This window comes from Streptomyces sp. NPDC050806 (assembly GCF_055586425.1).
Window position 1 is genome coordinate 24,021 of sequence record NZ_JBVJIF010000019.1, and the last position, 25,275, is coordinate 49,295.

Consider the following 25,275-nt stretch of genomic DNA (forward strand, 5'->3'; position numbering starts at 1 on the left):
GGCCCCCGATGGACACGGTGCCGGGCTGCGAGAGACTGGGCCCATGCGCATTGTGGTTCTCGCCGGCGGCATCGGCGGCGCCCGCTTTCTGCGGGGACTGAAGGCAGCGGCTCCGGACGCGGACATCACGGTCATCGGCAACACCGGTGACGACATCCATCTGTTCGGGCTGAAGGTCTGCCCGGACCTGGACACTGTGATGTACACGCTCGGCGGCGGCATCAACGAGGAGCAGGGCTGGGGGCGTTCGGACGAGTCCTTCCGCGTCAAGGAGGAGCTGGCGGCCTACGGCGTCGGCCCCGAGTGGTTCGGGCTGGGCGACCGGGACTTCGCCACCCACATCGTCCGTACGCAGATGATGAGCGCGGGCTACCCGCTCAGCGCGGTCACCGAGGCGCTGTGCGACCGCTGGCAGCCCGGCGTGCGGCTGCTGCCGATGACCGACGACCGGGTCGAGACCCACGTCGCCGTCGAGGACGAGAACGGCGAGAAGAAGGCCGTGCACTTCCAGGAGTACTGGGTCCGGCTGCGCGCCTCCGTGCCCGCCGAGGCCGTCGTCCCGGTCGGCGCCGAGCAGTCCAAGCCGGCGCCCGGCGTGCTGGAGGCCATCGCGGCCGCCGACGTCATCCTCTTCCCGCCGTCCAACCCGGTCGTCAGCGTCGGCACGATCCTCGCCGTCCCCGGCATCCGCGAGGCCATCGCCGAGGCCGGCGCGCCGGTCGTCGGCCTCTCCCCCATCGTCGGTGACGCGCCGGTGCGCGGCATGGCCGACAAGGTGCTGGCCGCCGTGGGCGTGGAGTCCACGGCCTCGGCCGTGGCCGCCCACTACGGCATGGGGCTGCTGGACGGCTGGCTGGTGGACACGGTCGACGAGGGCAAGGTCGCGGAGGTCGAGTCGGCGGGTATCCGCTGCCGCGCCGTGCCGCTGATGATGACCGACGTCGACGCGACCGCCACGATGGCCCGGGAGGCGCTGACGCTGGCCGAAGAGGTACGGGCGTGACCGCCGGAGCGCAGGACGGTCCCGCGGCTCCGGGCGCCCCGTACGGCGAGGCCGCCGAGGTCCCCTCGTACCGCGTCTGGGCGCTGCCCGGCATCCCCGAGGTGCGCCCCGGCGACGACCTCGCCAAGCTGATCGCCGCCGCGGCCACCGCGCCCGGCGTGCCGGGCCTGGCCGACGGCGACGTGCTGCTGGTCACCTCGAAGATCGTCAGCAAGGCCGAGGACCGGATCGTGGCGGCGGACGACCGCGAGGCCGCCATAGACCAGGAGACGGTACGGGTCGTGGCGCGCCGCGGCCCGCTGCGCATCGTCGAGAACCGCAACGGCCTGGTCATGGCCGCCGCCGGCGTCGACGCCTCGAACACCCCGCGGGGCACCGTCCTGCTGCTGCCCGCCGACCCCGACGCCTCGGCCCGGGCGATCCGGGCCGGGCTGCGCGCCGTGCTCGGCGTGGACGTCGGCGTGGTCGTCACCGACACCTTCGGGCGGCCCTGGCGCAACGGGCTGACCGATGTCGCCATCGGCGCGGCCGGCGTACGGGCCCTGGAGGACCTGCGCGGCGGCACCGACGGCCACGGCAACCCGCTCAGCGCCACGGTCGTGGCCACCGCCGACGAGCTGGCGAGCGCGGGCGACCTGGTCAAGGGCAAGGCCGGCGGGCTGCCGGTCGCGGTGGTGCGCGGCCTGCCGCACACCCTGACGGGCCCTCAGGACAGTACGGAGGGCGAGCCCGACACCGGCGCCCGGGCGCTGGTCCGCTCCCCCGCCGACGACATGTTCCGGCTCGGCACCTCCGAGGCCGTACGGGAGGCCCTGACGCTGCGCCGTACGGTCCGCGAGTTCGCCGACGAACCGGTGGACGGCGGCGCCGTGCGGCGGGCCGTCGCGGCGGCCGTGACCGCGCCGGCGCCGCACCACACCACCCCGTGGCGCTTCGTGCTGCTGGAGTCCGAGGAGTCCAGGACCCGGCTGCTGGACGCCATGCGGGACGCCTGGCTCGCGGACCTGCGGCGCGACGGCAAGTCCGAGGAATCCGTGGCCAAGCGGGTGCGCCGCGGTGACGTGCTGCGCAAGGCCCCGTACCTGGCGGTGCCGTGCCTGGTCATGGACGGCTCGCACACGTACGAGGGGCCGGACGCGGCGGCCGACGCGCGGCGGAACGCCGCCGAGCGGGAGATGTTCGTGGTCGCAGCGGGCGCCGGGGTGCAGAACTTCCTCGTCGCGCTGGCCGGTGAGCGGCTGGGGTCGGCGTGGGTGTCCTCGACGATGTTCTGCCGGGACGTCGTACGGGACGTCCTGGGCCTGCCCGCCGACTGGGATCCGATGGGGGCCGTGGCCATCGGGCGGCCGGCGGGCCCGCCGAAGCCGCGTCCGAACCGGGATCCGGAGCAGTTCGTCGTGGTGCGGTAGGGGCGCCTCCGGCGGGGTCCGGCTGCCCGCCGTGGGGGGTGCCGCTGTGCCCGCCCGTGCCGCCCCGGCGGCACGATTGCCCACAGCTGGGTGGGAGTCAGAGGCGGGCGATGTCGCGGACCGAGTAGCGGGGGGCGCGGCGGGGCGGGACGCGGCCCGAGAGCAGGAGGAAGCGGGCCGCGCGGTGCCGCTGGCCCTCGTACGGCGCGAGCAGCTCCAGCATCTCCTCGTCGGTGCCGCCCATCCGCCCGGTGAGCGCGTAGACCGCGATGCGCGGCAGGTGCAGGTCGCCGAGGGTCAGCGCGTCGGGCGCGCCGTTGGAGCGCTGCAGGACCTCTGCCGCGGTCCACGGGCCGATGCCCGGCACGAGCTGGAGGCGGTGCAGTGCGGCCGGCAGATCCATGTCCGCCGCCTCCTCCAGGCGGCGGGCGACCCGGGCGGCACGGACGACCGTGTCGGAGCGCTTGGCGTCGACGCCCGCGCGGTGCCACTCCCAGGACGGGATCATGGCCCAGCCGCGCGGCTCCGGCATCACCCGCAGCCGCTCGTGGGGGCCGGGCGCCGGCTCCCCGAAGCGCTGGAGGAGCAGCCGCCAGGCCCGGTACGCCTCGTCGCTGGTGACCTTCTGCTCCAGGATCGAGGGGATCAGCGATTCGAGGACGAGGCCGGTACGGGCCAGCCGCAGCCCGGGGTTGCGCCGGTGCGCCTCGTGGACGATCCGGTGGCGGGCCGTGAAGGCCGACGGCTCGTCCGACTCCCCCAGGAGGGACGGGAGTCGGTCCAGCATCCAGTCCGCGCCCGGCCCCCACGCCTCGGCCTCGACGCGGCCCTCGGCGGGCCGCATGCCGATCCGGACCGTCACCGGCCCGTCGGGCGTACGGGAGGCCCGCCAGACCGTGCCGGACTCCACCCGGTACGCGGGGTCGCCCGGTCCGCGGCCCAGCACACCGAGGGTGCGCAGGAGGTCGTACGGGCCGGGCGGGGCCCAGGTGCGGGTGCGGGGCATCCGTTCAGCGTACGGGAGCCGGGCGGCGCGCCGGCCGTCCGGCAGCGGCCGTCACGGGTGGCGGGCGTCACGGGGGGGCGGCCCGGTCGTCACCGATCCCGGCCCGCCGGCCCGGTCGTCACTGGTCCGAGGAGAACCGGACCGCGGCGGCCGGCAGGTCGGCGCCGCACCACACGCGGATGCCCTCGCGCAGCTCGTTGTCGGGGCCGACGGTGGCGCCGTCGCCGATGACCGCGCCGGACAGGACCGTACGGGCGCCGACGCGGGCGCCGGCACCGATGAGCGAGTCGTGGATCTGGGCGCCGGGCTCGACCACCGCGTCCGCCAGCACGGCGCTGCCCGCGATGCGCGCGCCCGCGCCGATCCGGGCGCCGCTGCCGACGACCGTGCCGCCGCTGAGCTTGGCGTCCGTGGCGACGTCGGCGCCTTTGAGGACGAGGTGTTCGCCGTGGCGGCCGGGGACGGCCGGGGAGGGCGCGTGGCCGAGGACGAGGTCGGCCGAGCCGCGGACGAAGGCCTGCGGGGTGCCGAGGTCGAGCCAGTAGGTGGAGTCGACCATGCCCTGGAGGTGGGCGCCGGACTCCAGCAGGCCGGGGAAGGTCTCGCGTTCGACGGAGACCGGGCGGCCCTGCGGTATGGAGTCGATCACGGAGCGGTTGAAGACGTAGGCGCCCGCGTTGATCTGGTCGGTGACGATCTCCTCGGGGGTCTGCGGCTTCTCCAGGAAGGCGGTGACCCGGCCGGTGTCGTCGGTGGGGACGAGGCCGTAGGCGCGCGGGTCCTCGACCCGGGTGAGGTGCAGCGAGACATCCGCGGACGTCTCCTGGTGGGTCCGCACCAGCGCCGCGATGTCCAGCCCGGTGAGGATGTCGCCGTTGAAGATCAGTACCGGGTCGTCGGGACCCGAGTGCAGCCGGTGGGCGACGTTGCGGATGGCACCGCCGGTGCCGAGCGGTTCCTCTTCGGTGACATATTCGAGGTGAAGCCCCCATTCCGCCCCATCACCGAAATACGGCTCGAAAACCTCGGCGAGGTAGGAAGTGGCCAGCACGATGTGCTCCACGCCCGCGGCGCGGGCCCTGGCGAGCTGGTGCGTCAGGAACGGCACACCCGCGGCCGGGACCATGGGCTTGGGCGTGTGCACCGTCAGCGGACGCAGCCTGGTGCCCTTGCCGCCGACCAGAAGGATCGCTTCAGTCACCTTTGAGTTCTCTGCTTCCTGCTGGGGTCGGCCGGACGGCGGACCAGTGTAGGCAGACGGTTTGCCCGCTTTGCCAGCGGGCTTACCCACCGGTAGGCGGGCTCTCCGGCGCCGCCCGGCCCCGGAGCCCGTACGCGTCACGGGCTCCGGCCCCCGGGCCCTCAGCGCCCCTGGAAGCGGGCGGAGGCGGTACGCGCCGAGCCGAGTGTGCCGTAGAGCGCGGCCCCCGGGCAGCTGGTCACAAAGCCGTCCCTGTGTCCGGAGATGACATTCAGCCGGACTTTGGTTCCCTTCTTGAAACGGTTGCCGCCTCCTGAGACCAGCGTGGTCTTGCCGTTCGGATTGCGTCCGTACAGCCCCAGCTTCCACGCGGTGAGCTTGCCGAGGGCGTCGACGGCGGGCCCCGGCGGCTTCGCCTTGTCGAAGGTGCCGATGACGGCGATGCCGGTGGTGTCGTTGTTGAACCCGAGGGTGTGGGCGCCCATGACCGCCTTGGCGACGCCGCCGGCCCGGCCCTCGAAGATCGTGCCGCACTTGTCGATCACGAAGTTGTAGCCGAGGTCCCGCCAGTTGTTGCTCTTGACGTGGTAGCGGTAGATGCCCCGGATGATCGCCGACGATTGGTTGCAGGAGTAGGTGTTGCCGGTGGCGCTGTGGTGCACGAAGGCCGCCTTCACGGTCTTGGTGTACCCGAACTTCGGCTCCCGCAGCTTCTCGTCGGCGCCCCAGCCGGCCCGGGTGATGATCTTCGGCCGGGGCCCGTTGCGCGGCTCGGCCCCGGCCGCCTGGCCGCGGTCCTGCTGGCCGGCCGCGGCCAGGTCCGCCTGCAGCGCGTTCGCGGGCGCCGCCGGGATCTCGGTGGCACCGGGCGGGGCGAGCCCGGCGTTGGCGGCCGAGCTGTCGTTGGCCTGCTGGCCGGCGGCGGCCGGCGCGGGGTCGCGCTTGACCGGGGAGCCGGGGTCGACCAGCTCCAGGCGCAGCCCGGCGGGCAGCTCGGTGACGGCCTGCCGGCCGGTCTCCGGGGCGATCCGCATCTGCACGGCGTCGGAGTCGCCCACCCACAGCGGGGCGGTGCCGCCGCGCGGTTTGGCGCCCCGTTCCGGGGAGTCCAGGTCGGGCGCGTCGTCGTAGTGCGTCTGCACGTCCTGCCAGGCGCCCCACTTGTGGCTGCCGGTGGCGCGGGTGCGGACCTGGGGCTGGCCGTGCAGTTCGGACTTGGCGTCGGTCCAGACGACACCGACGAGCGAGAAGGGCCGTACGTCCTTGACGGGCATGCCCACGGGCGCGGCCGTGGCGGCGCGGCCCGAGCCGCGGCCGGGGAGGACGCGGTCGCGGTCGCCGAGCGGGACGAGCGGCAGGGACTGGGTGCTTCCGGGGACGTCCGCGGGGGCGGCCTCGGGAGCGGCGGCTGCGGGGGCCTGGACGGAGTCCGCCCCGGCCGGCAGCGCGAGCGGTACGACGAGGGCCGCGAAGGTCGCGGCGCCGAGCGAAGTGGCAACGAAGGCACGCATGGAAGCGATCGTGTACGGAGTACGACAAATCCGCCATTGGGGAACTGACGCCCCATCGGCGCGCCGCTGCCCCACAAGAGGCGCCGGGTACGCCGTACGGCGGCGGTCGGCGCGCGTAGGCTGACGCCGATGAACGCCACCGACCGAACCCCCGCCGACCTGCTGCGATCCGCTCTGGCCACCGATCCGGCGCGGCCGCTCGTGACCTTCTACGACGACGCCACCGGCGAACGCGTCGAACTCTCCGTCGCCACCTTCGCCAATTGGGTGGCCAAGACCGCCAACTACCTCCAGGACGAGCTGTCGGCCGAGCCCGGCGACCGGCTCGCCCTGCTGCTGCCCACGCACTGGCAGACCGCCGTCTGGCTGGTGGCCTGCTCGTCCGTCGGAGTGATCGCGGACGTGGGCGGCGACCCGGCGGCCGCGGACGTCGTCGTCAGCGGCCCGGACACCCTGGAGGCGGCACGCGCCTGCTCCGGGGAGCGGGTGGCGCTCGCGCTGCGCCCGCTGGGCGGCCGCTTCCCCGAGCCGCCGGCCGGCTTCGCCGACTACGCCGCCGAGGTGCCCGCCCAGGGCGACCGCTTCGCACCGTACGCGCCGGTCGACCCGCACGCGCCCGCGCTCGCCGTGGACGGCCGCGAGTTCACCGGCGCGGAGGCCGTCGCGGCGGCCGTGGAGCTGGCGCGGCTGCCCGAGCGGCAGCGGGTGCTGTCCACGCTGCCGTACGGCACGTGGGACGGTCTGGCGTACGGGCTGTACGCACCGCTGGCGACCGGCGGCTCCGTCGTCCTGTGCCGCCACGCGGACCGGCTGGACGACGGCGGACTGGCCCGGCGCAAGGAGGCCGAGCAGGTCACCGTCACCGCGCCCGAAGCGGCCTGAGCCCCCGGCCAGGCATCCCGCCCCGTTCGCCCGACCGGCCCAGCCGGCGCGCTCAGCGGGCGCCGATCCGTCCCGCGCGGTCCATGATCAGGGAGACGTACAACCCTGCGCGGGACCCGGCCGTCTCCATGGGTACCGGGGTCCGGGCGCGCCGCCCGGGCCGTGGTGCCGAGTGAAGCGGCCGTCCACCGCGCGGCCGACGCACGAGGGGTGGACGCAGCCGTGGACGACAGGCCGGAGATCCCCGAAGAACTGAGGCGCTGCAACGAGCGGCCGGCGGCCGGCGAGGGCCGGCCCCGGCGCCGGTGGCTGCGCTGGACCGCCGTGGGCACCGGCGTCGCCGTGGTCGGCGCGGGCGCGGTCGGCTGGCTGGCGTACGACAAGCTCAACGGGAACATCACGGCCGACTCCGACACGGCCGCCAGGCTGCGCGCCTACGAGGCCGAGCGGCCGCCCGCCTCGGCGAAGAACGTGCAGAACATCCTGCTGATCGGCTCGGACAACCGCGGCGGCGGCAACCGCAAGTACGGCACCGACGACGGCACCCAGCGCTCGGACACCACGATCCTGCTGCACCTGGCGGCGGACCGGAAGAGCGCGACGGCGGTGAGCATCCCGCGCGACCTGATGGCGCAGGTGCCCGAGTGCACGAAGCCGGACGGCGGCCGTACCGCGCCCCGCTTCACCCAGTTCAACTACGCGTTCGAGGCGGGCGGCCCGGCCTGCACGATCCGCACCGTCGAGCAGATGACCGACATCCGCGTCGACCACCACATGATCCTGGACTTCACCGGCTTCAAGCACATGGTGGACGCGGTGGACGGGGTGGAGGTCTGCCTGCCGCAGGCCGTCGCGGACCAGGACTCGCACCTGAACCTGGCGGCCGGGCGCCATGTGCTCCGCGGCGAGCAGGCGCTGGGGTACGTACGGGCCCGCAAGTCGCTGGGCAACGGCAGCGACACCCAGCGGATGGAGCGCCAGCAGCAGTTCCTGGCGGCGCTGGTGAAGAAGGTGCAGGGCAATGGCGTACTGCTCAACCCCACACGCCTGTACCCGCTGCTGGACGCCGCGACGAGCTCCCTCACCACCGACGAGGGGCTGGCGTCGCTGAAGGACCTCTTCAATCTGGTGCGCAGCGTCCGCGACATCCCCACGGAAAAGATCCATTTCCTGACGGTTCCCCGCCAGGCATACGCGTACAACGTGAACCGCGACGAACTGGTGCAGCCGGACGCCGGCCGGCTCTTCGCGCGGCTGCGTGCGGACCGTCCCGTTCCGGTGCGGCCCGCACCGACAGAACAGACGGACACCACCGAATACGACGACCCGGCCAAGGACCCGCAGACCGGACAGACGGATGCCCGGGGTGCGGGCGGTTCGAACGCCGGGGACGAAACTGACAAGCCCGCCCATCCTGAATCGGCCACGCCGACCCCCGGAACCACCTTCCGGGGAACCACCGCAGATCGGGGCATCTGCCGATAAAACCTCCGCAAACGGTGCATCAAGGACGCGAAAGTATTGGGTGGATTGCCCAGTTGTAGGGACGTGGAATTTGTCACGGGCGTCGCTGGACGCTGAACTGGGCGGATAGTGTGAGCGATCCGGTCCGCAAGACTGGCTGACCGCGCACTGCAATCCGACCGACCGAGCGCCTTGAGGGGGCAGGCGCCGCGTGGCACCGACGGAGGACTCAAGGCACCGTGGACGCGCAAGGCCGTGGGCAGGCGGGCGACATCGATCCCGCCGATCAGTGGGTGTTCGACCCGAACACCGGCAACTACGAGCTGCGACTGGATACTGGCGCAAAGTCAGCCTCCGGGCCGGCCGGCCGGAGAACCGCAGCCCCCTCCGCACCCCCCGCACAAGGTGGCCGGAAGGAACGGCGCGCGCAGGAGCGCGGCCGGTCGTCCGGAAACGACCGTGACAATCCGACCCGGGAGCTGCCCGCGCAGCGCAACCGCCGGGCCGGCGGGCGCGCGGGACACCGGGCGGCCGCGGCGGCGCCCGCCGCGAGCACCGGCCGGCGCAAGCCCAAGCCGAAGGCGTCGGGGAAGAAGAAGGCGCTGTACTGGGGCGCGGGCACGATGGGCTTCGTGCTGGTCGCCGGCTGCACCGGTGCGTACTTCGTCTACCAGCACCTGGACGGCAACATCTCCAAGGTCGACGTCGGCATCAACAACGAGGCGGTCACCGACGGCCCGGTGAACATCCTGATCATGGGCACCGACTCCCGCGAGGGGAAGGGCAACGACGGCTACGGAGACATGGGCAGTGTCGGCCACGCCGACACCACGATCCTGATGCACGTCTCCAAGGACCGGACGAACGCCACCGCGCTGAGCATCCCGCGCGACATGATCACCGACATCCCGGCCTGCCCCACGAAGCAGGAGAACGGCTCGACGAAGACCGTTCCCGGCGAGACGGGCGTGCGCTTCAACACCAGCCTCGGCCAGGAGGGCCGGGACCCGGGCTGCACCTGGCGGACCGTCGAGAAGATGACCGGCCTGAAGATCAACCACTTCATGATGGCGGACTTCAACGCCGTCAAGGAGCTGTCCACCGCGGTGGGCGGCGTCGAGGTCTGCGCCGGCAAGGACATCGACGACCCCAAGTCGCACCTGAAGCTCAAGGCCGGCAAGCACATCGTCCAGGGCGAGCAGGCACTGGCGTTCGTACGGACCCGGCACACCGTCGGCACCGGCAGTGACCTGAGCCGCATCGAGCTGCAGCAGCAGTTCCTCAGCTCGATGATCCGCAAGATGAAGTCGGACGACACCCTCAGCGACCCGGGCAAGCTGTGGAAGCTGAGCAACGCCGCCACCAAGGCGCTCACCGTCGACACCGGCATCGGTACGGCCAGCAAGCTGATGGACCTGGCCAAGGACCTCAGCCGGGTGAACGTCAAGAACGTCACTTTCGCGACCGTGCCGGTTCTGGACAACCCTGACGACCCCGCGACCGTCATATTGGACAAGGCCAAGGCCGATCCGCTGTTCAAGATGGTCCAGGCCGACCACTCGCTCACCAAGACGAAGAAGGACAAGGCCAAGAAGAAGACCAAGCCGGCCACCAAGGCTCCCGCGTCCGAGGTGCGGGTCGACGTCTCCAACGGCGGCGGCCCCCTGGGTGCCGCCCAGGAGACCGTCGACTGGCTGCAGAACACCAAGGGCGCGCCGCTGTCCACCAACGCCGGCAACGCCTCGACCACGCTGGACGCGACGCGCCTGGAGTACGCGCCCAACCAGGCCGGCCAGGCCGCCACCCTGGCCGAGTGGATGGGCCTGCCCCAGTCCGCGCTGAAGGAGACCAGCGGCGACGCCGGACCCAAGGTGCCGATGAAGCTCATCCTCGGCAAGGACTTCACCGGGGCGGGGGAGCCGGTCGGGCCGCCGGACAAGACCCCGGACGGGGTCCAGAACGTCAACGCGGACAACAAGAACGTCTGTGCCAAGTAAGCGCACCAGCACCAGCAACACCAAGTGAAAACCGACCGGCCGCCCTGCCAGGCCGCCGAGCGCACCACCGGATGGAAGAAACGGGGAGGGGCAGCCGATGCGGCAGAGCAGTGTGCGTGGTGATCGATCACGCCGACACCAGCCCGACGCCCAGGAGTTGGGCTGGGACGACAGCCTCTACGAAGGCCGCAGCGACGGGCAGGGCGGGGACGGGGACGGCGGTGCGGCCGGGACCGCCGAGCCCCCCGGCCGCGGCAGGCGCAAACGCCGAAGAGGCCGCCGGGTCCTGCGCTGGACCGCCGGCATCGCCGCGCTCCTCGTCCTCGGTACGGCGGGCGCCGGCTACCTCTACTACGAGCACCTCAACGGAAACCTGCGCAAGGGCGCGCTCGACCTCGGCGAGGGAGGGCTGAAGAAGCCCGAGCCCAACGCCTTCGGCCAGACCCCGATGAACATCCTGCTGCTCGGCTCGGACAGCCGGAACAGCAAGGCGAACCTCGAGCTCGGCGGCGCCAAGGCCGATGTGGGCCGCAAGCCGCTGGCGGACGTGCAGATGCTGCTGCACGTCTCCGCCGACCGCTCCAGCATGTCGGTGCTCTCGATACCCCGCGACACCCGGGTGACCATCCCCCAGTGCACCGACCCCAAGAGCGGCGAGACGTACCCGCAGACCACCGCGCCCATCAACCAGTCGCTGCAGCACGGCGGCCCGGGCTGCACGGTCGCCACCTGGAAAGAGCTGACAGGCATCTACATCGATCACTTCATGATGATCGACTTCGCCGGCGTGGTGGACATGGCCGACGCGGTGGGCGGGGTCCCGGTCTGCGTCGACAACAACATCTACTCGCACGACAGCAAGGGCCACGGCAGCGGGCTGAAGCTGACGAAGGGCGACCACAACATCAAGGGCGTGCAGGCGCTCCAGTGGCTGCGCACCCGCTACGGCTTCGAGGACAACACCGACATCGGCCGGGCCAAGGCCCAGCACATGTACATGAATTCGATGATCCGTCAGCTCAAGGCGGGCACCAAGCTCACCGACCCGGGCAAGCTCCAGGCGCTGGCGGAGGCCGCCACCAAGGCGCTGACCGTGGACGACGGGCTCGGCAGCGTCAAGAAGCTCTACGACCTCGGCGGCGACCTCAACCGGGTGCCGGTCAAGCGGATCACCATGGCGACCATGCCCTGGTCCTACGGCCCGGGTGAGTCCTACGTCATCCCCAAGCCGGGCGACGCCGAGCAGGTGTTCGCGATGCTGCGCAACGACACCGCGCTGGACGGCAAGGACGAGAAGAAGAAGCCCGCCACCGACCCGAAGCCCACGACGGCCAAGGACCAGCTGCAGATCACCGTGCAGAACGGCACCAACGGCGCCATCCAGGGCCCGGTGGTGGGCCGCGCGAGCGCGGTGCAGGGGCAACTGGCGACGCTCGGCTACACGGCCGCGGGCACGGACGCCACGCTCATCGCCCAGGCCGACACCACGATCACGTACGGCGGCAAGGACGCGGAGGGCGACGCGCTGGCCGTCGCCAAGGCGCTGGGGCTGCCCAAGAGCGCGGTGAAGGAGTCCAGTTCGGCCCAGGGCATCCGGCTGATCGTCGGCAACGACTGGCGTACCGGCACCACGTACCCGAAGGCGGCCGGCGGCAAGCAGCAGGCGGACAAGGCCCCGGAGAGCGCGGACGCCCTCAACGGCGAGGACAAGAAGGCGTGCATGAAGGTGAACCCGAGCTACACCTGGTGAAGCACGGCGCGTGAAACGACGGCGGCGGCCGGACCCCGGGGGGCCGGCCGCCGCCGTCGTACGTGTCCGCCGCCTACGCGGTCTTCTCGGCCGGGGCGGTCACCGCCGGCCGGCGGCTGGCGATGACCTTCCTGGCCAGCGAGCGGGGGCTGGTGAGGAAGCCCCAGCCCCACGACATGTGCATGGTCGCCAGCGCGACGGGGATCTGGGCGCGGGCCTTGAGCGACAGGCCCTTGCCGGCCGGGACGGAGCCCGCCGCGATGGCCGCGAGGTAGGCGCCGGGGACGACGAAGCCCCAGGGCGTCACGGCCGCGCCGACCACGAGGCCCGCGGCGAACGCGCACAGCGCGGTCGGCGGGGCCAGGTAGCGGGCGTTGATCGAACCGGAGTGGTAGCGGGCGACGACGTGCCGCCACTTGCCGTAGTCCTTGTACTGCTTGGCCAGCGCCTTCACGCTCGGCCGCGGGCGGTACTGCACCTTCAGCTCGGGCGAGAACCAGACCAGCCCGCCCGCCTCACGGATGCGGAAGTTCAGCTCCCAGTCCTGGGCGCGGATGAACTCCACGTTGTACCCGCCCTGCTGCTCCAGCGCCTCGCGCCGGAAGACACCCAGGAAGACGGTCTCGGCGGGGCCGGCCTGGCCACCGGTGTGGAAGGCCGCGTTGCCCACCCCGATCCTCGAGGTCATGGCGGCCGCGACGGCCTCCTCCCAGGAGTTCTCGCCCTCGGCGTTCATGATCCCGCCGACGTTCTGGGCGCCGGTCTCCTCCAGGAGGCGCACGGCGGTCGCGATGTAGTTGCGCGACAGCATGCCGTGGCCGTCCACCCGCACCACGACGGGGTGCCGGGACGCCTCGATCGCGGCGTTCAGCGCGGCGGGCGTACGGCCGGTGGGATTGGGCACGGTGTGGACCCGCGGGTCCTCGCGTACCAGCTCGGCGGCGATCTCGTCGGTGCGGTCCGTGGACGGCCCGAGCGCGATCACCACCTCCATCTCACCGTCGTACTCCTGCTCCAGGATGTGGCGCACGGAGCTGCGCAGATGACGTTCCTCATTGAGCACCGGCATGATCACGGAGACTGCGGGGTGCCGGCTCGGCGTGGCGTGGGTGTCGTTCATCGGAGTTCACGTTACCGCGAACGGGCGTACGGGCCTGACGGCAGCCGAGTGGCGCTGCGGACAAGAGCGGCGTGTGATGACAGTCAGCCGATCATATCGACGTACTGTCACATATCCCCCTGCTCCCTATGAGGAGGTGCCCCGCAATGCCCCCACCGCCCCGCACCCTCGTGCTCCCCGCACCCGGCAGGCGGCGCCGGCGCGCCCGGTGGCTCGTGCGGGTGACCGCCGTCACGTCCGTCGCCCTGCTGGCCGCGAGCGGCATCGGACACGCGATGGTCACCGGGGTCGACGAGGGCATCACCCGGGTGGATGCCTTCAAAGGGATGGACCACCGGCCCCGCCCCGTCACCGGCACCGGGATGAACTTCCTGGTCGCGGGCACCGACGGCCGGGACCGGCTGTCGAAGGCGGAGAAGGACCGGTACCACCTGGGCGGTGCGCCCTGTCACTGCACCGACACGATCATGCTCGTCCATCTGTCGGCGGCCAGGGACCGGGCCAGCGTGATCAGCCTGCCCCGCGACTCCTACGCCGAGGTGCCGGAGCACCGGAACGAGCGGACCGGCCGGACGGTGCCGGCGCACCACGCCCGGCTGAACGCGGCGTACGCGGAGGGCGGCCCCAACCTCACCGTCCGCACCGTCGAGCACATGACCGGCGTGCACGTCGACCACTACCTGGAGGTCGACTTCACCAGCTTCATGAAGACCGTGGACGCGGTCGGCGGCGTGCAGGTGTGCACCACCTCACCGCTGAGGGACCGCTACACCGGACTCGACCTGCCCAAGGGCACCAGCGAGCTGAACGGCGGCGAGGCGCTGCAGTACGTCCGGGCCCGGCACCTCGACGGCGGCTCGGACCTGGGCCGCATGCAGCGGCAGCAGCGCTTCCTGGTGGCCCTCATGCACCGCATCACCGGTTCGGAGACGCTGACGAATCCGGTGGCGTTCAAGCGGATCACCTCGACCGTGCTGGGCTCGCTGCGGGCCGACGCCGGCTTCGGCCCGCGCGAGATGGTCGCGCTCGGCCAGGCGCTGCGCGGCTTCAAGCCCTCCTCCTCGGAGTTCACCTCGGTCCCGGTCAGCGACATCAGCTACACCGTGCCGAACCTCGGCTCGACGGTGAAGTGGGACGAGGAGCGCGCGGAGAAGCTCTTCGAGGCCATCCGCGCGGACCGCCCGCTGGCCGTGCACAAGAAGCGCAAGCACCGCGCGACCATGGTCGACGTGGCGCCGAACGAGGTCCGCGTCCAGGTGGAGAACGGCACCCCCACCCGCGGCCTGGCCGCCAGGACCGACAAGGCGCTGCGGGCGGAGGGCTTCGCGACCACCGGCGCGCCCCGCAACGCCCAGGCCCGGGCGGAGCGCACCGAGATCGCGTACGACCCGCGCTGGGACCGCTCGGTACGGACGCTGGCGGCGGCGCTGCCCGGCGCGAAGCTGCGCGAGGTGCCGGGCCAGGGCCCGGTGCTGCGCGTCACGCTCGGCCCCGGCGACCAGGACGTGCACAAGGTGCGCGCCGAGGTCCCGGCGCCCGGCTCGGGCGACGTCCCGGCCGTCACGGGCGACGAGGAGGAGTGCAAATGACGGCGCCGGGCGGCCGGTGGCCGTCCGGGCGGCGGGTCAGCCCTCGTCGACGCCGTCGGCGGTGCGCTGCTCGCGCAGCTCCTTGATGGCGCGGCGGCGGGCGAGCCGGTGCGTACGCCGGATCTGCGCCTCCTGGTAGCGGCGCTTGTCGCGCTCGGTCTCGGGGATCACCGGCGGGACCGAGCGCGGCTTGCCGTTCTCGTCGACGGCGGCGAAGACCAGATAGGCGGAGCCGACCTGCTGGGCGGGGGTGGACTCGTTCCAGCGCTCGGCGAGCACCCGCACGCCGACCTCCATCGAGGACCGGCCGGTCCAGTTGACCTGGGCCTTCACATGCACCAGGTCGCCGACCCTGACCGGCTCCAGGAACGCCATCTCGTCCATGGAGGCGGTGACGGCGGGGCCGCCCGAGTGCCGGCCGGCCACCGCGCCCGCCGCGTCGTCCACCAGCTTCATGATCACACCGCCGTGTACGGTGCCGAGGAGATTGGTGTGGCTCGCATCCATGATGTGGCTGAGCGTGGTGCGCGAGACGGAGGTGGGCTTGCCCGGAAGGCTGCCCTCCGGACCGTCGGTGACGGGATCGGTCATACGTCCACCTTATGCACCCCGGCGGACGCCTTCCGCCCGAGTCGGTCACGGACGCCCCCGACCGGTCCAGTTTGCTTGCCTTTCAGACGATTACGGTCGCAATTGCTCGCAAACGTTCGCCCCAACCGTCCCTAATCTCCGCTTCCCGGCCCACGCGGCCCAATGGTCACTCCCTCCCCTATATGCCGCACCGGATTGCATCAGCTCTGCAACAGCCACGGTCCGATCCCGTCCCCGGCCTGTATGGCGGGGCGTACCGGCAGGCACACTTTGCTTCATGAACGAGTGGCGCGACGGGCTCCCCCGTGACGACGACAGGAACCGGTACGGACGCGGCAGCGGCAGCGCCCAGCCGGAGGGCGCCCGTGCCATGCGACAGGTGCGCCGGCAGCCCGCCTCCGCCCACGGCGAGCCCCCGCTGCCGCCCGGCATGTCGCCGCGCCGGCAGGCCGTACCGCCGCAGCCCGGTTACGACGGCGGCCACGGCGGCGGCCGGTACGACGACGGGTACAACACCGGTCAGGTCTACGGCGGCGGCCACGGCGGTGGCGGCGGCCACGGTGACGACGGTTACCGTCCCCGCCCCAACTGGGGCCGCCGCATCAAGGTGACCGTGCTCACGCTGGTCGTCGTGCTGCTCGTCGCGTCGGTCGGCACGTACTTCTGGGCCGACTCCAAGATGCGCAAGGAGGTCGACCTCAGCAAGGTGATCGACCGCCCCGAGACGGGCGACGGCACCAACTACCTGATCGTCGGCTCCGACAGCCGCGAGGGGATGTCGGCGCAGCAGAAGAAGGACCTGCACACGGGCTCCGCCGACGGCAAGCGCACCGACTCGATGATGATCCTGCACACCGGGTCCAACGGCCCGACGCTGATCTCGCTGCCGCGTGACTCCAACGTCACGATCCCGCAGTTCCGCGGCTCCGAGTCCGGCAACATGCAGGCCGCCATGGGCGCCAACAAGCTCAACGCCGCGTACTCCATCGACGGCCCGCAGCTGCTGGTCCGCACCGTGGAGTACAACACCGGCCTGCACATCGACCACTACGCCGAGATCGGCTTCGCCGGCTTCGCGAACATCGTGGACGCCATCGGCGGCGTGGACATGAAGCTGGAGAAGGGGTTCAAGGACAAGTGGTCCGGCGCCGACTTCAAGGCCGGCGAGCAGACCCTGAACGGCCAGCAGGCCCTGGCGTACGTCCGTACCCGGCACGCCTTCTCCGGCAGCGACCTGGACCGCACCAAGAACCAGCAGAAGTTCCTCTCGACGCTGGCCCACCAGGTGGCGTCGCCCGGCACGCTGCTGAACCCCTTCGAGCTGTACCCCGCCATGGGCGCGGGCCTGGACACCCTGGTCGTCGACAAGGACATGGGCCCGTACTCGCTGGCCAAGATGTTCTTCGGGCTGAAGGACGTCACCAGCAAGGGCGGCGACGGGAAGTCGATGAACATGCCGGTCTCCGGCAGCGTCGGCGGCAACCTCGCGTGGGACATGCCCAAGGTCAAGCAGCTCGTGAGCGAGCTGAAGAACGACGACCCGGTCACGGTCACCGCCGACCAGTGACCCGCTCGGGCGCATGAGGAAGGCCCCGGCTCCCTTCGAGGAGCCGGGGCCTTCTCGTCCGCCCCGAACCGCCGTTACGGCAGGTTGCGGGCCATGACGATGCGCTGGACCTGGTTGGTGCCCTCGTAGATCTGCGTGATCTTCGCGTCGCGCATCATGCGCTCCAGCGGGTAGTCACGGGTGTAGCCGTAGCCGCCGAGGAGCTGGACCGCGTCGGTGGTGATCTCCATGGCCGCGTCGGAGGCGTAGCACTTGGCGGCGGCGCCGAAGAAGGTGAGGTCCTCGTCCTTGCCGCCGGCGGAGATCCGCTCGGACTTGGCGGCGGCCGCGTAGGTGAGCTGACGGGCCGCCTCCAGCTTCATGGCCATGTCGGCGAGCATGAACTGCACGCCCTGGAAGTCGCCGATCGGCTTGCCGAACTGCTTGCGCTCCTGGACGTAGCCCTTGGCGTAGTCCAGCGCGCCCTGGGCGATGCCCAGCGCCTGGGCCGCAATCGTGATGCGGGTGTGGTCCAGGGTCTTCATCGCGGTGGCGAAGCCGGTGCCCTCCGCGCCGATCATGCGGTCGGCGGGGATGCGGACGTTGTCGAGGTAGACCTCGCGGGTCGGCGAGCCCTTGATGCCGAGCTTCTTCTCCGGGGCGCCGAAGGAGACGCCCTCGTCGCCCTTCTCCACCACGAAGGCGGAGATGCCCTTGGAGCGCTTCTCCGGGTCGGTGACGGCCATCACCGTGTAGTACTCCGAGACGCCGGCGTTGGTGATCCAGCGCTTCACGCCGTTGAGGACCCAGAAGTCGCCGTCGCGCACGGCCTTGGTCTTCATGCCCGCCGCGTCCGAACCGGCGTCCGGCTCGCTCAGGCAGTACGAGAACATCGCGTCGCCCTTGGCCAGCGGGCCCAGGTACTTCTTCTTCAGCTCCTCGGAGCCGGAGAGGATCACCGGCAGCGAACCGAGCTTGTTCACGGCGGGGATCAGCGAGGAGGAGGCGCAGGCGCGGGCCACCTCCTCGATGACGATGACGGTGGCCAAGGCGTCCGCACCGGCGCCGCCGTAGGCCTCGGGGACGTGCACGGCGTGCAGGTCGTTGGCGACCAGGGCGTCCAGCGCCTCCTGCGGGAAGCGGGCCTCCTCGTCCACCTCGGTGGCGACCGGAGCGATCTTCGCCTCGGCGAGCGCGCGCACCGACTCACGGAGCATGTCGTGCTCCTCGGCCGGCCGGTACAGATCGAAATCGGCGTTTCCCGCCAAGGTCTCTCATCTCCCCTGAGTGCTAACTACCGTTAAGTAACCTGTCGCGTTTCCCCGAATTCTAGAGCCGGGGCACCCCGTGGGGTACGTGAGGTTGCCGACAGCGACCGGATCGCCGCACCCTGCCGCCCGGTTATGCTCTGCCCCGCAGTACCCACTCGTTCGCATCTGGAGTGCCCATGCCCCTCAAGATCACCGTGATCGGCACCGGCTACCTCGGCGCCACGCACGCCGCCGCCATGGCCGAGCTCGGCTTCGAGGTGCTGGGGCTCGACATCGTGCCCGAGAAGATCGAGATGCTCGGCCGCGGCGAGGTACCCCTGTACGAACCGGGCCTGGAGGAGCTGCTGCGCAAGCACGTCGCGGGCCTCCCGGGGTCCAGCGGGCGGCTGCGCTTCACCACCTCGTGGGAAGAGGCCGGCGCCTTCGGTGACGTGCACTTCGTGTGCGTGAACACCCCGCAGAAGCACGGCGAGTACGCCTGTGACATGTCCTACGTCGACAGCGCCTTCGAGTCGCTGGCGCCGCACCTGACGCGCCCCACGCTGGTCGTCGGCAAGTCCACCGTGCCGGTGGGCAGCGCGGCGCGGCTGGCGAAGCGGCTGGCCGAGCTGGCGCCGGCCGGCGCGGACGCGGAGCTGGCCTGGAACCCGGAGTTCCTGCGCGAGGGCTTCGCGGTCAAGGACACCCTGCACCCCGACCGCCTCGTGGTGGGCGTCGCGAGCGAGCGCGCCGAGTCGCTGCTGCGCGAGGTGTACGCCACGCCGCTGGCCGAGGGCTCGCCGTGGGTCGTGATGGACTACCCGACCGCCGAGCTGGTCAAGACGGCCGCCAACTCCTTCCTGGCCACCAAGATCTCCTTCATCAACGCCATGGCCGAGATCTGCGAGGCGGCCGACGGCGACGTGGTGAAGCTGGCCGAGGCGATCGGCCACGACGAGCGGATCGGCAAGAAGTTCCTGCGCGCCGGGGTCGGCTTCGGCGGCGGCTGCCTGCCGAAGGACCTGCGCGCGTTCATGGCGCGCGCCGGTGAGCTGGGCGCCGACCAGGCGCTGACCTTCCTGCGCGAGATCGACTCCATCAACATGCGCCGCCGCGGCCACATGGTGGAGCTGGCGCGCGAGGCGGTCGGCGGCGGCTTCCTCGGCAAGCGGGTCGCCGTCCTGGGCGCGACCTTCAAGCCGGACTCCGACGACGTACGCGACTCCCCCGCGCTGAACGTCGCGGGCCAGATCCACCTCCAGGGCGGCCAGGTCACGGTCTACGACCCCAAGGGCATGGAGAACGCCCGCCGGGTCTTCCCCACCCTCGGCTACGCGCCGACCGCGCTCGACGCGGTGCGCGGCGCCGACGTGGTGCTGCACCTGACCGAGTGGCGGGAGTTCCGCGAGCTGGACCCGGCGACGCTGGGCGAGGTCGTGGCGCACCGCCGCATCCTCGACGGCCGCAACGCGCTCGACCCCGAGCTGTGGCGCAAGGCCGGCTGGACCTACCGCGCGCTGGGCCGCCCGCGCGCCTGACCGGCGCTGCTCACCCGACCAGCACACCTCATTCGGGCTCCGCCGCGCGGCGGGCCCGGTACGAGCGCATCTTCGCCCGGCTGCCGCAGACCGCCATGGAGCACCAGCGGCTGCGGCCGGCCGGGCTGCGGTCGTAGTACACCCACAGGCAGTCGTGGGCCTCGCACGCCTTCAGGCGGCGCCAGTTGCCGTCGGCCGCCGCGGTGGCGATGCCCGCGGCGACCCGGGCGGTCAGCGCGGCGACGCCGGTGAGCCCGGGGGCCGGGCGGAGCGCGGCCTCGCCCCGGGCGTCGACGGTGAGGACGAGCGGCGCGGCGGCCAGCAGGGTGTCCAGCTCGCGCCCGGTCTCCGGCGGCACGTCCTGGCCGGTGTGCGCGAGGCAGGCGGCGCGCAGGGCCTCACGGAGCCGCTGGACAGCGGCCGTTTCGCGTTTCCCGGCGGGGGCCGACGGCAACTCGTGGGCGCGCAGGAACGCCGCGAGTCCGCCGGGGGCTGCCAAGGAGTCGCGCCCGGCTTCGACGTCCAGGGTGTTCGCCAGGTCCTGGACAAGGGCCAGGGAAGGCGGCGCGCTGCGGTCGGCCACCCTTGCCACGTTACCCGCTGAGGGCCATCATGCAGTAACGCAGTTACCGCTAGACAGTCTCAGGAGGTAACACCATGGCCATCGCCCAGTTCGGCGTCGTCGTGCTCGACGCCCCGGACCCCGAGGCGCTCGCCGAGTTCTACGCCGGCCTGCTCGGCTGGAAGGTCGGGGAGCTGGAGGAGGGCGGCGACTGGATCGAGGTGGCCGGGCCCCAGGGGCGGCTGCTCGCCTTCCAGAAGGCGCCCGACATGGTGCCGCCGGAGTGGCCCAGCGGCGAGCGGTCCCAGCAGTTCCACCTGGACTTCCGGGTGCCGCGCGACCGGATCGAGGAGGCCGAGCGCGAGGCGCTGGAGCTCGGCGCGCGGCTGGTCCAGCACGACGAGGGCGAGCGCGACTGGCGGGTCTACCTCGACCCGGCGGGGCACCCCTTCTGTCTCTGCCTGCACTGAGGGACGGCCGGTACGGGGCGGCGGGTCCCGCCCCGTACCGCGGCCGTCAGGTCCAGGCCCAGTGCAGCCGGGTCATCCGGTCCCGCCGGTCGGCCCGGTCCAGCCGGTCGATGGTCGCCGTGGACGGCCCGCGCCGGTGTCGTGCCTCGCGCGCTGCGAACTCCGCGCCACGCATCGCACGCAGCGCGTTCCCCCAGGTCAGCCCGGCCAGGTCGGAGAAGGACCAGTTGCGGGAGATCAGCTCGGCGATCAGCAGCGGATAGCCGGAGACATCCTCCAGCCCCTGCGGCCGCCCGTCGGCCGGGTCGGTGTCGAAGCCGCCGCCGAGCCCGACGTGCTGCGCGCCCGCCACGTTCCGTACGTGGTCGAGGTGGTCGGCGACGTCCTCGATGGTCGCGTGGCCCACCGGCCCCGCCACCCGCTGCGGGGCGAAGGTGACCATGCAGATGCCACCGTTGCGGGGCAGCTGGGCGAGGACGTCGTCGGGCACGTTGTGCCGGTGGTTCGTCAGGTTCCTGGCCGCGCAGCGGTTGAGGAAGACCGGCGCCTTGGTGATGGCCATCGTGTGCCGCATCGTGTCGGCCGAGGCGTACGACAGGTCGATGAGCATCCCGAGGCGGTTCATCTCGCGGACCACTTCCTCGCCGAAGGCGGTGAGGCCGCCCGCGCACGGAGTGTCGGCCGCCGCGTCCGCCCAGGGCGTGTTGCGGTCCGGCGTGAGCAGCATGGACCGCACGCCGAGGGTGTGCAGGGCACGCAGCGCGCCGAGCGAGCTGTCGATGATCTGGCCGCCGGCCGAGCCGAGCAGGCAGGCGATCCGGCCGCGGTTGCGGCACTCGGTGACGTCGTCGGCCGTCATCGCCAGGCGCAGCGCCTCGGGGTAGGCCCGCACCAGCTGGTGCACGAAGTCGATCTGTTCGAGCGTGGCGCTGATGGCGTGGTCGCCACTGAGCGCGGTCGGCACCTGCACCGACCAGAACTGCGCGCCGACCCGGCCCTGCTGGAGCCGCGGGATGTCGGTGCTGACGGCGGGCTCGCCGTATTCGAGGTCGTAGTAGTGACCCGGTGTCAGGTCGTCGCCGTGGTGCAGCCGCAGCGCCCAGGGCAGGGCGTTGTGGCCGTCGAAGACGGGGTGTGCGGCGAGCAGCGCGTGTGCCCGGGTGAGCGGGTCGCGGCGCAGCGGCGGGTCGGCGGGACGCCCGAGTGTTCCGTACGGGGAGTGGGCGTCCTCGGCGGCGCCGAGATCCCCGGCGGCACCGGTGAGGTCTGCGGCTTCCAGATCGGGGGCGAGGTCGGCCATTTCGGAACTCCTGTATCGGTGGCAGTAGGGCCACCGTGACACGGGAGATCCACTTGTTCGCGGTGAGTGATGCGTACGGGGCATCGGGCGCGCGGACCCGCGCCCGGGGGTGTGGCCCGTTCGGCCGACACCCCCGGCGGGACGGGCCGGGTGGTGCGTCTGCCGTGCTCCGCCGCCGAGCTGACCGGCCCTCAGCCGTCCAGCTGCTCGATCGTCGCGTTCGACGGGCCGCGCCGCTCCTGGATGCCGCGTGCCGCGTCCTCCGCGTCGCGCAGCGTACGGACCGCGTTCTGCCAGGTGAGCTTGGCGAGATCGGCCTCGGACCACTTGCGGTCCAGCAGCTCCGCGACCAGGTTCGGATAGCCGGCCACATCGGTGAGGCCGTCCGGGGTGAAGGCGGTGCCGTCGTAGTCGCCGCCGACGCCGATGTGGTCGACACCGGCGACCTCGCGCATGTGGTCGAGGTGGTCGGCGACGGTGGCGGCGGTGGCCGTCGGGCGGGGGTGCGCCGCCTCGAAGGCGCGCTGCACCTTCATGCCGGCCTCGGTGGTGTCGAGGTGGTGCAGGCCGTGCGCGCGCATGTTCTCGTCGGCGCGGTGCGTCCACTCCCCGGCCTCGGGCAGCACGAACTTGGGCACGAAGGTGGCCATCGCGGTACCGCCGTTGGCTGCCAACCGCTCCAGCACGTCGTCGGGGATGTTGCGCGGATGGTCGCAGACCGCGCGCGCCGAGGAGTGCGAGAAGATCACCGGCGCCTCGCTGACCCGCAGCGCGTCCCGCATGGTGTCGGCCGAGACGTGGCTGAGGTCGACGAGCATGCCGAGCCGGTTCATCTCCCGGACGACCTCCTCGCCGAAGGCGCTGAGGCCGTCGTGGCGCGGCTCGTCGGTCGCCGAGTCCGCCCAGGCGATGGTGTCGTTGTGGGTCAGCGTCATATAGCGCACGCCGAGCGCGTACAGGGCACGCAGGGTGGCCAGCGAGCAGTGGATGGAGTGGCCGCCCTCGGCGCCCATGAGGGACGCGATCCGCCCCTCGGCGCGGGCCGCCTCCATGTCGTCGGCGGTGTACGCGCGCCGCAGGTCGCCCGGGTAACGGTCGATCAGCTGCGCCACGCAGTCGACCTGCTCCAGGGTGGCGCTCACCGCCCGGTCGCCGTCGTAGTCGGAGCGTACGTACACCGACCAGAACTGCGCGCCGACGCCGCCCGCGCGCAGCCGGGGGATGTCGGTGTGCAGGTGCGCGGACTGGTCGGTGGCGATGTCGCGTCGGTCCAGGTCGTACCGGACCTGCTCGCGCAGCGCCCAGGGCAGGTCGTTGTGGCCGTCGACGACGGGCCAGCGGGCGAGGAGGTCGCGGGCCGCCTCGCTCACTTGCCGCCCCCGAAGCCGAACCCTTCGTTGCCCGCGACCTTGTTGCGCAGCCGCTTGCCCTTCTCGGTGGCCTGGTCGTTCAGCTCCTGCTGGAACTCGCGCATCCGCGCCTGGAGCTCCTCGTCGTGCGCGGCGAGCATCCGGGCTGCGAGCAGCCCGGCGTTGCGGGCGCCGCCGACGGAGACCGTGGCGACGGGCACGCCGGCCGGCATCTGCACGATGGAGAGCAGCGAGTCCATGCCGTCGAGGTACTTCAGCGGGACGGGGACGCCGATGACGGGCAGCGGGGTGACCGAGGCCAGCATGCCCGGCAGGTGAGCGGCTCCCCCGGCACCCGCGATGATCGCCTTCAGGCCGCGGCCCGCGGCCTCCTCGCCGTACGCGACCATCTCGCGCGGCATGCGGTGCGCGGAGACGACGTCGACCTCGTAGGGGATCTCGAACTCGTCGAGGGCCTGCGCCGCGGCCTCCATGACGGGCCAGTCGGAGTCGGAGCCCATGACGATGCCGACAACAGGTGCCCGGTAGCTGCTCTGGCTCATTCGGTGATCGTTCCTCGCAGGTAGCCGGCGGCGTGCGCGGCGCGCTCACGCACGTCGGCCAGGTCGTCGCCGTAGGTGTTGACGTGCCCGACCTTACGGCCCGGCTTCACGTCCTTGCCGTACATGTGGATCTTCAGCTGCGGGTCCCGGGCCATGCAGTGCAGGTACGCGCTGTACATGTCCGGGTAGTCGCCGCCGAGCACATTGGCCATCACGGTCCACTTGGCGCGCGGGCGCGGGTCGCCCAGCGGCAGGTCCAGGACCGCGCGGACGTGGTTGGCGAACTGCGAGGTGATCGCGCCGTCCTGGCTCCAGTGCCCGGAGTTGTGCGGGCGCATCGCCAGCTCGTTGACGAGGACGCGGCCGTCGGCGGTCTCGAACAGCTCGACCGCGAGGTGGCCGACCACGTCCAGCTCCCTGGCGATCCGCAGCGCCAGCTCCTGGGCCTGCGCGGACAGCTCCTCGGAGAGGTCGGGGGCGGGCGCGATCACCGTGTCGCAGACGCCGTCGACCTGGATGGACTCCACGACCGGGTACGCGACGGCCTGGCCGTGCGGGGAGCGGACGATGTTGGCGGCCAGCTCCCGGGTGAAGTCGACCTTCTCCTCGGCGAGCACGGGCACCCCGGCGCGGAACGGCTCCTCGGCGTCCTTGGCGGATCGCACGAACCAGACACCCTTGCCGTCGTAGCCCCCGCGGACGGTCTTCAGGATGACCGGAAACCCGTCGCCCTCGGCCGCGAACCGCTCCACGTCCGCCGGGTCCGAGACGATGCGGTGCCGCGGGCACGGGGCACCGATCTCGGTCAGCTTCGCGCGCATCACCCCCTTGTCCTGCGCGTGCACGAGCGCCTCGGGACCGGGGCGGACGGGGATGCCGTCCGCCTCCAGGGCCCGCAGATGCTCGGTGGGCACGTGCTCGTGATCAAAAGTGATCACGTCACAGCCGCGCGCGAACTCGCGCAGGGTGTCCAGATCGCGATAGTCGCCGACGACGACATCGCCGACGACCTGCGCAGCTGAGTCCTGCGGAGTGTCACTGAGGAGCTTGAACCTGATGCCGAGGGGGATGCCTGCCTCGTGGGTCATACGAGCCAGCTGTCCGCCGCCGACCATGCCGACTACCGGAAACGTCACGCCTTCAGGGTATCCGCTCCGACCGACCGTTCCCGGCC

The 25,275-nt window shown here is 72.1% G+C and carries 21 protein-coding genes; 10 read left to right on the forward strand and 11 right to left on the reverse strand.

Annotation, left to right across the window (positions count from 1 at the left end):
- The first annotated feature begins 43 nt into the window (after positions 1–43).
- Both cofD and ACZ6WH_RS38035 read left to right on the forward strand, forming a co-directional pair.
- Positions 44–1,003, forward strand: a complete 960-nt coding sequence (gene cofD / locus ACZ6WH_RS38030) for a 2-phospho-L-lactate transferase (protein WP_469734629.1) — start codon at positions 44–46, stop codon at positions 1,001–1,003.
- The gene (locus ACZ6WH_RS38035) at positions 1,000–2,412 is read left to right on the forward strand and encodes a coenzyme F420-0:L-glutamate ligase (RefSeq protein ID WP_469734631.1); all 1,413 of its coding nucleotides are present in this window, start codon (positions 1,000–1,002) and stop codon (positions 2,410–2,412) included. Before cofD ends, ACZ6WH_RS38035 begins: the two co-directional genes overlap by 4 nt.
- A gap of 97 nt (positions 2,413–2,509) precedes the next feature.
- Here the strand turns inward: ACZ6WH_RS38035 and ACZ6WH_RS38040 are convergent, their stop codons facing one another.
- The 3 genes from ACZ6WH_RS38040 to ACZ6WH_RS38050 all read right to left on the reverse strand — a co-directional run bounded on the left by ACZ6WH_RS38040 (position 2,510) and on the right by ACZ6WH_RS38050 (position 6,130).
- On the reverse strand, positions 2,510–3,418 hold the full coding sequence (locus tag ACZ6WH_RS38040) for a DNA-3-methyladenine glycosylase family protein (RefSeq protein ID WP_469734633.1): 909 nt from the start codon (positions 3,416–3,418) through the stop codon (positions 2,510–2,512).
- Positions 3,419–3,536: 118 nt separating this feature from the next.
- Positions 3,537–4,619 (reverse strand): mannose-1-phosphate guanylyltransferase, encoded by a 1,083-nt coding sequence (gene manB, locus ACZ6WH_RS38045; RefSeq protein ID WP_469734635.1) that lies wholly within the window; start codon positions 4,617–4,619, stop codon positions 3,537–3,539.
- 161 nt (positions 4,620–4,780) lie between these two features.
- Positions 4,781–6,130, reverse strand: coding sequence for a peptidoglycan recognition protein family protein (locus ACZ6WH_RS38050; protein ID WP_469734637.1), 1,350 nt, complete (start codon positions 6,128–6,130; stop codon positions 4,781–4,783).
- 129 nt (positions 6,131–6,259) lie between these two features.
- Between ACZ6WH_RS38050 and ACZ6WH_RS38055 the strand changes: the two genes are divergently transcribed.
- The 4 genes from ACZ6WH_RS38055 (at position 6,260) to ACZ6WH_RS38070 (ending at position 12,223) form a co-directional block, all read left to right on the forward strand.
- On the forward strand, positions 6,260–7,012 hold the full coding sequence (locus tag ACZ6WH_RS38055; RefSeq protein ID WP_432855207.1) for a TIGR03089 family protein: 753 nt from the start codon (positions 6,260–6,262) through the stop codon (positions 7,010–7,012).
- A gap of 222 nt (positions 7,013–7,234) precedes the next feature.
- On the forward strand, positions 7,235–8,497 hold the full coding sequence (locus tag ACZ6WH_RS38060) for an LCP family protein (RefSeq protein ID WP_432855210.1): 1,263 nt from the start codon (positions 7,235–7,237) through the stop codon (positions 8,495–8,497).
- 218 nt (positions 8,498–8,715) lie between these two features.
- A complete protein-coding gene (locus tag ACZ6WH_RS38065) occupies positions 8,716–10,473 on the forward strand; it encodes an LCP family protein (RefSeq protein ID WP_432855213.1) in 1,758 nt (585 codons plus the stop codon).
- A gap of 97 nt (positions 10,474–10,570) precedes the next feature.
- Positions 10,571–12,223: an LCP family protein gene (locus tag ACZ6WH_RS38070; RefSeq protein WP_469734640.1), complete on the forward strand. Its 1,653-nt coding sequence runs from the start codon at positions 10,571–10,573 to the stop codon at positions 12,221–12,223.
- A 73-nt stretch (positions 12,224–12,296) separates the two neighbouring features.
- Here ACZ6WH_RS38070 and ACZ6WH_RS38075 read toward each other — a convergent pair whose 3' ends face one another.
- Positions 12,297–13,343, reverse strand: coding sequence for a glycosyltransferase family 2 protein (locus ACZ6WH_RS38075; RefSeq protein ID WP_469734642.1), 1,047 nt, complete (start codon positions 13,341–13,343; stop codon positions 12,297–12,299).
- Positions 13,344–13,489: 146 nt separating this feature from the next.
- Here ACZ6WH_RS38075 and ACZ6WH_RS38080 point away from each other — a divergent pair, with 146 nt between their 5' ends.
- Positions 13,490–14,932: an LCP family protein gene (locus ACZ6WH_RS38080; protein ID WP_469734644.1), complete on the forward strand. Its 1,443-nt coding sequence runs from the start codon at positions 13,490–13,492 to the stop codon at positions 14,930–14,932.
- Positions 14,933–14,968: 36 nt separating this feature from the next.
- Here the strand turns inward: ACZ6WH_RS38080 and ACZ6WH_RS38085 are convergent, their stop codons facing one another.
- Positions 14,969–15,523, reverse strand: a complete 555-nt coding sequence (locus tag ACZ6WH_RS38085; protein ID WP_432855225.1) for an acyl-CoA thioesterase — start codon at positions 15,521–15,523, stop codon at positions 14,969–14,971.
- A gap of 277 nt (positions 15,524–15,800) precedes the next feature.
- Between ACZ6WH_RS38085 and ACZ6WH_RS38090 the strand changes: the two genes are divergently transcribed.
- Entirely contained in the window at positions 15,801–17,090 is a 1,290-nt protein-coding gene (locus tag ACZ6WH_RS38090; RefSeq protein ID WP_469734647.1) for an LCP family protein, read from the forward strand.
- Between the two features lie 74 nt (positions 17,091–17,164).
- Here ACZ6WH_RS38090 and ACZ6WH_RS38095 read toward each other — a convergent pair whose 3' ends face one another.
- The gene (locus ACZ6WH_RS38095; RefSeq protein ID WP_432855231.1) at positions 17,165–18,337 is read right to left on the reverse strand and encodes an acyl-CoA dehydrogenase family protein; all 1,173 of its coding nucleotides are present in this window, start codon (positions 18,335–18,337) and stop codon (positions 17,165–17,167) included.
- A gap of 179 nt (positions 18,338–18,516) precedes the next feature.
- On the opposite strand from ACZ6WH_RS38095, the gene ACZ6WH_RS38100 reads away from it, so the two are divergent.
- Positions 18,517–19,857 carry a UDP-glucose dehydrogenase family protein gene (locus ACZ6WH_RS38100; RefSeq protein WP_432855234.1) on the forward strand — a complete coding sequence of 447 codons (1,341 nt, stop codon included), beginning with the start codon at positions 18,517–18,519 and terminating at the stop codon, positions 19,855–19,857.
- 28 nt (positions 19,858–19,885) lie between these two features.
- Here the strand turns inward: ACZ6WH_RS38100 and ACZ6WH_RS38105 are convergent, their stop codons facing one another.
- Complete coding sequence (locus tag ACZ6WH_RS38105; RefSeq protein ID WP_469734650.1) at positions 19,886–20,440, reverse strand: CGNR zinc finger domain-containing protein; 555 nt, start codon at positions 20,438–20,440, stop codon at positions 19,886–19,888.
- Positions 20,441–20,514: 74 nt separating this feature from the next.
- Here ACZ6WH_RS38105 and ACZ6WH_RS38110 point away from each other — a divergent pair, with 74 nt between their 5' ends.
- Positions 20,515–20,889 carry a VOC family protein gene (locus tag ACZ6WH_RS38110; protein WP_432855239.1) on the forward strand — a complete coding sequence of 125 codons (375 nt, stop codon included), beginning with the start codon at positions 20,515–20,517 and terminating at the stop codon, positions 20,887–20,889.
- Between the two features lie 46 nt (positions 20,890–20,935).
- Here ACZ6WH_RS38110 and ACZ6WH_RS38115 read toward each other — a convergent pair whose 3' ends face one another.
- The 4 genes from ACZ6WH_RS38115 to ACZ6WH_RS38130 form a co-directional block, all read right to left on the reverse strand.
- A complete protein-coding gene (locus ACZ6WH_RS38115) occupies positions 20,936–22,189 on the reverse strand; it encodes a dipeptidase (protein ID WP_432855242.1) in 1,254 nt (417 codons plus the stop codon).
- A 191-nt stretch (positions 22,190–22,380) separates the two neighbouring features.
- Positions 22,381–23,559 carry a dipeptidase gene (locus tag ACZ6WH_RS38120; RefSeq protein WP_469734653.1) on the reverse strand — a complete coding sequence of 393 codons (1,179 nt, stop codon included), beginning with the start codon at positions 23,557–23,559 and terminating at the stop codon, positions 22,381–22,383.
- Positions 23,556–24,101 carry a 5-(carboxyamino)imidazole ribonucleotide mutase gene (gene purE / locus ACZ6WH_RS38125; RefSeq protein WP_469734655.1) on the reverse strand — a complete coding sequence of 182 codons (546 nt, stop codon included), beginning with the start codon at positions 24,099–24,101 and terminating at the stop codon, positions 23,556–23,558. Before purE ends, ACZ6WH_RS38120 begins: the two co-directional genes overlap by 4 nt.
- Complete coding sequence (locus tag ACZ6WH_RS38130) at positions 24,098–25,237, reverse strand: 5-(carboxyamino)imidazole ribonucleotide synthase (RefSeq protein ID WP_469734657.1); 1,140 nt, start codon at positions 25,235–25,237, stop codon at positions 24,098–24,100. Before ACZ6WH_RS38130 ends, purE begins: the two co-directional genes overlap by 4 nt.
- Between the last annotated feature and the right edge of the window lie 38 nt (positions 25,238–25,275).

Coding starts and splice junctions, on each gene's coding strand:
- ACZ6WH_RS38100 (WP_432855234.1), top strand. CDS start 18,517: ATGCCCCTCAAGATCACCGTGATCGGCACCGGCTACCTCGGCGCCACG.
- purE (WP_469734655.1), bottom strand. CDS start 24,101: ATGAGCCAGAGCAGCTACCGGGCACCTGTTGTCGGCATCGTCATGGGC.
- ACZ6WH_RS38075 (WP_469734642.1), bottom strand. CDS start 13,343: ATGAACGACACCCACGCCACGCCGAGCCGGCACCCCGCAGTCTCCGTG.
- cofD (WP_469734629.1), top strand. CDS start 44: ATGCGCATTGTGGTTCTCGCCGGCGGCATCGGCGGCGCCCGCTTTCTG.
- ACZ6WH_RS38090 (WP_469734647.1), top strand. CDS start 15,801: ATGAACGAGTGGCGCGACGGGCTCCCCCGTGACGACGACAGGAACCGG.
- ACZ6WH_RS38110 (WP_432855239.1), top strand. CDS start 20,515: ATGGCCATCGCCCAGTTCGGCGTCGTCGTGCTCGACGCCCCGGACCCC.
- ACZ6WH_RS38040 (WP_469734633.1), bottom strand. CDS start 3,418: ATGCCCCGCACCCGCACCTGGGCCCCGCCCGGCCCGTACGACCTCCTG.
- ACZ6WH_RS38080 (WP_469734644.1), top strand. CDS start 13,490: ATGCCCCCACCGCCCCGCACCCTCGTGCTCCCCGCACCCGGCAGGCGG.
- ACZ6WH_RS38070 (WP_469734640.1), top strand. CDS start 10,571: ATGCGGCAGAGCAGTGTGCGTGGTGATCGATCACGCCGACACCAGCCC.
- ACZ6WH_RS38085 (WP_432855225.1), bottom strand. CDS start 15,523: ATGACCGATCCCGTCACCGACGGTCCGGAGGGCAGCCTTCCGGGCAAG.
- ACZ6WH_RS38115 (WP_432855242.1), bottom strand. CDS start 22,189: ATGGCCGACCTCGCCCCCGATCTGGAAGCCGCAGACCTCACCGGTGCC.
- ACZ6WH_RS38050 (WP_469734637.1), bottom strand. CDS start 6,130: ATGCGTGCCTTCGTTGCCACTTCGCTCGGCGCCGCGACCTTCGCGGCC.
- ACZ6WH_RS38055 (WP_432855207.1), top strand. CDS start 6,260: ATGAACGCCACCGACCGAACCCCCGCCGACCTGCTGCGATCCGCTCTG.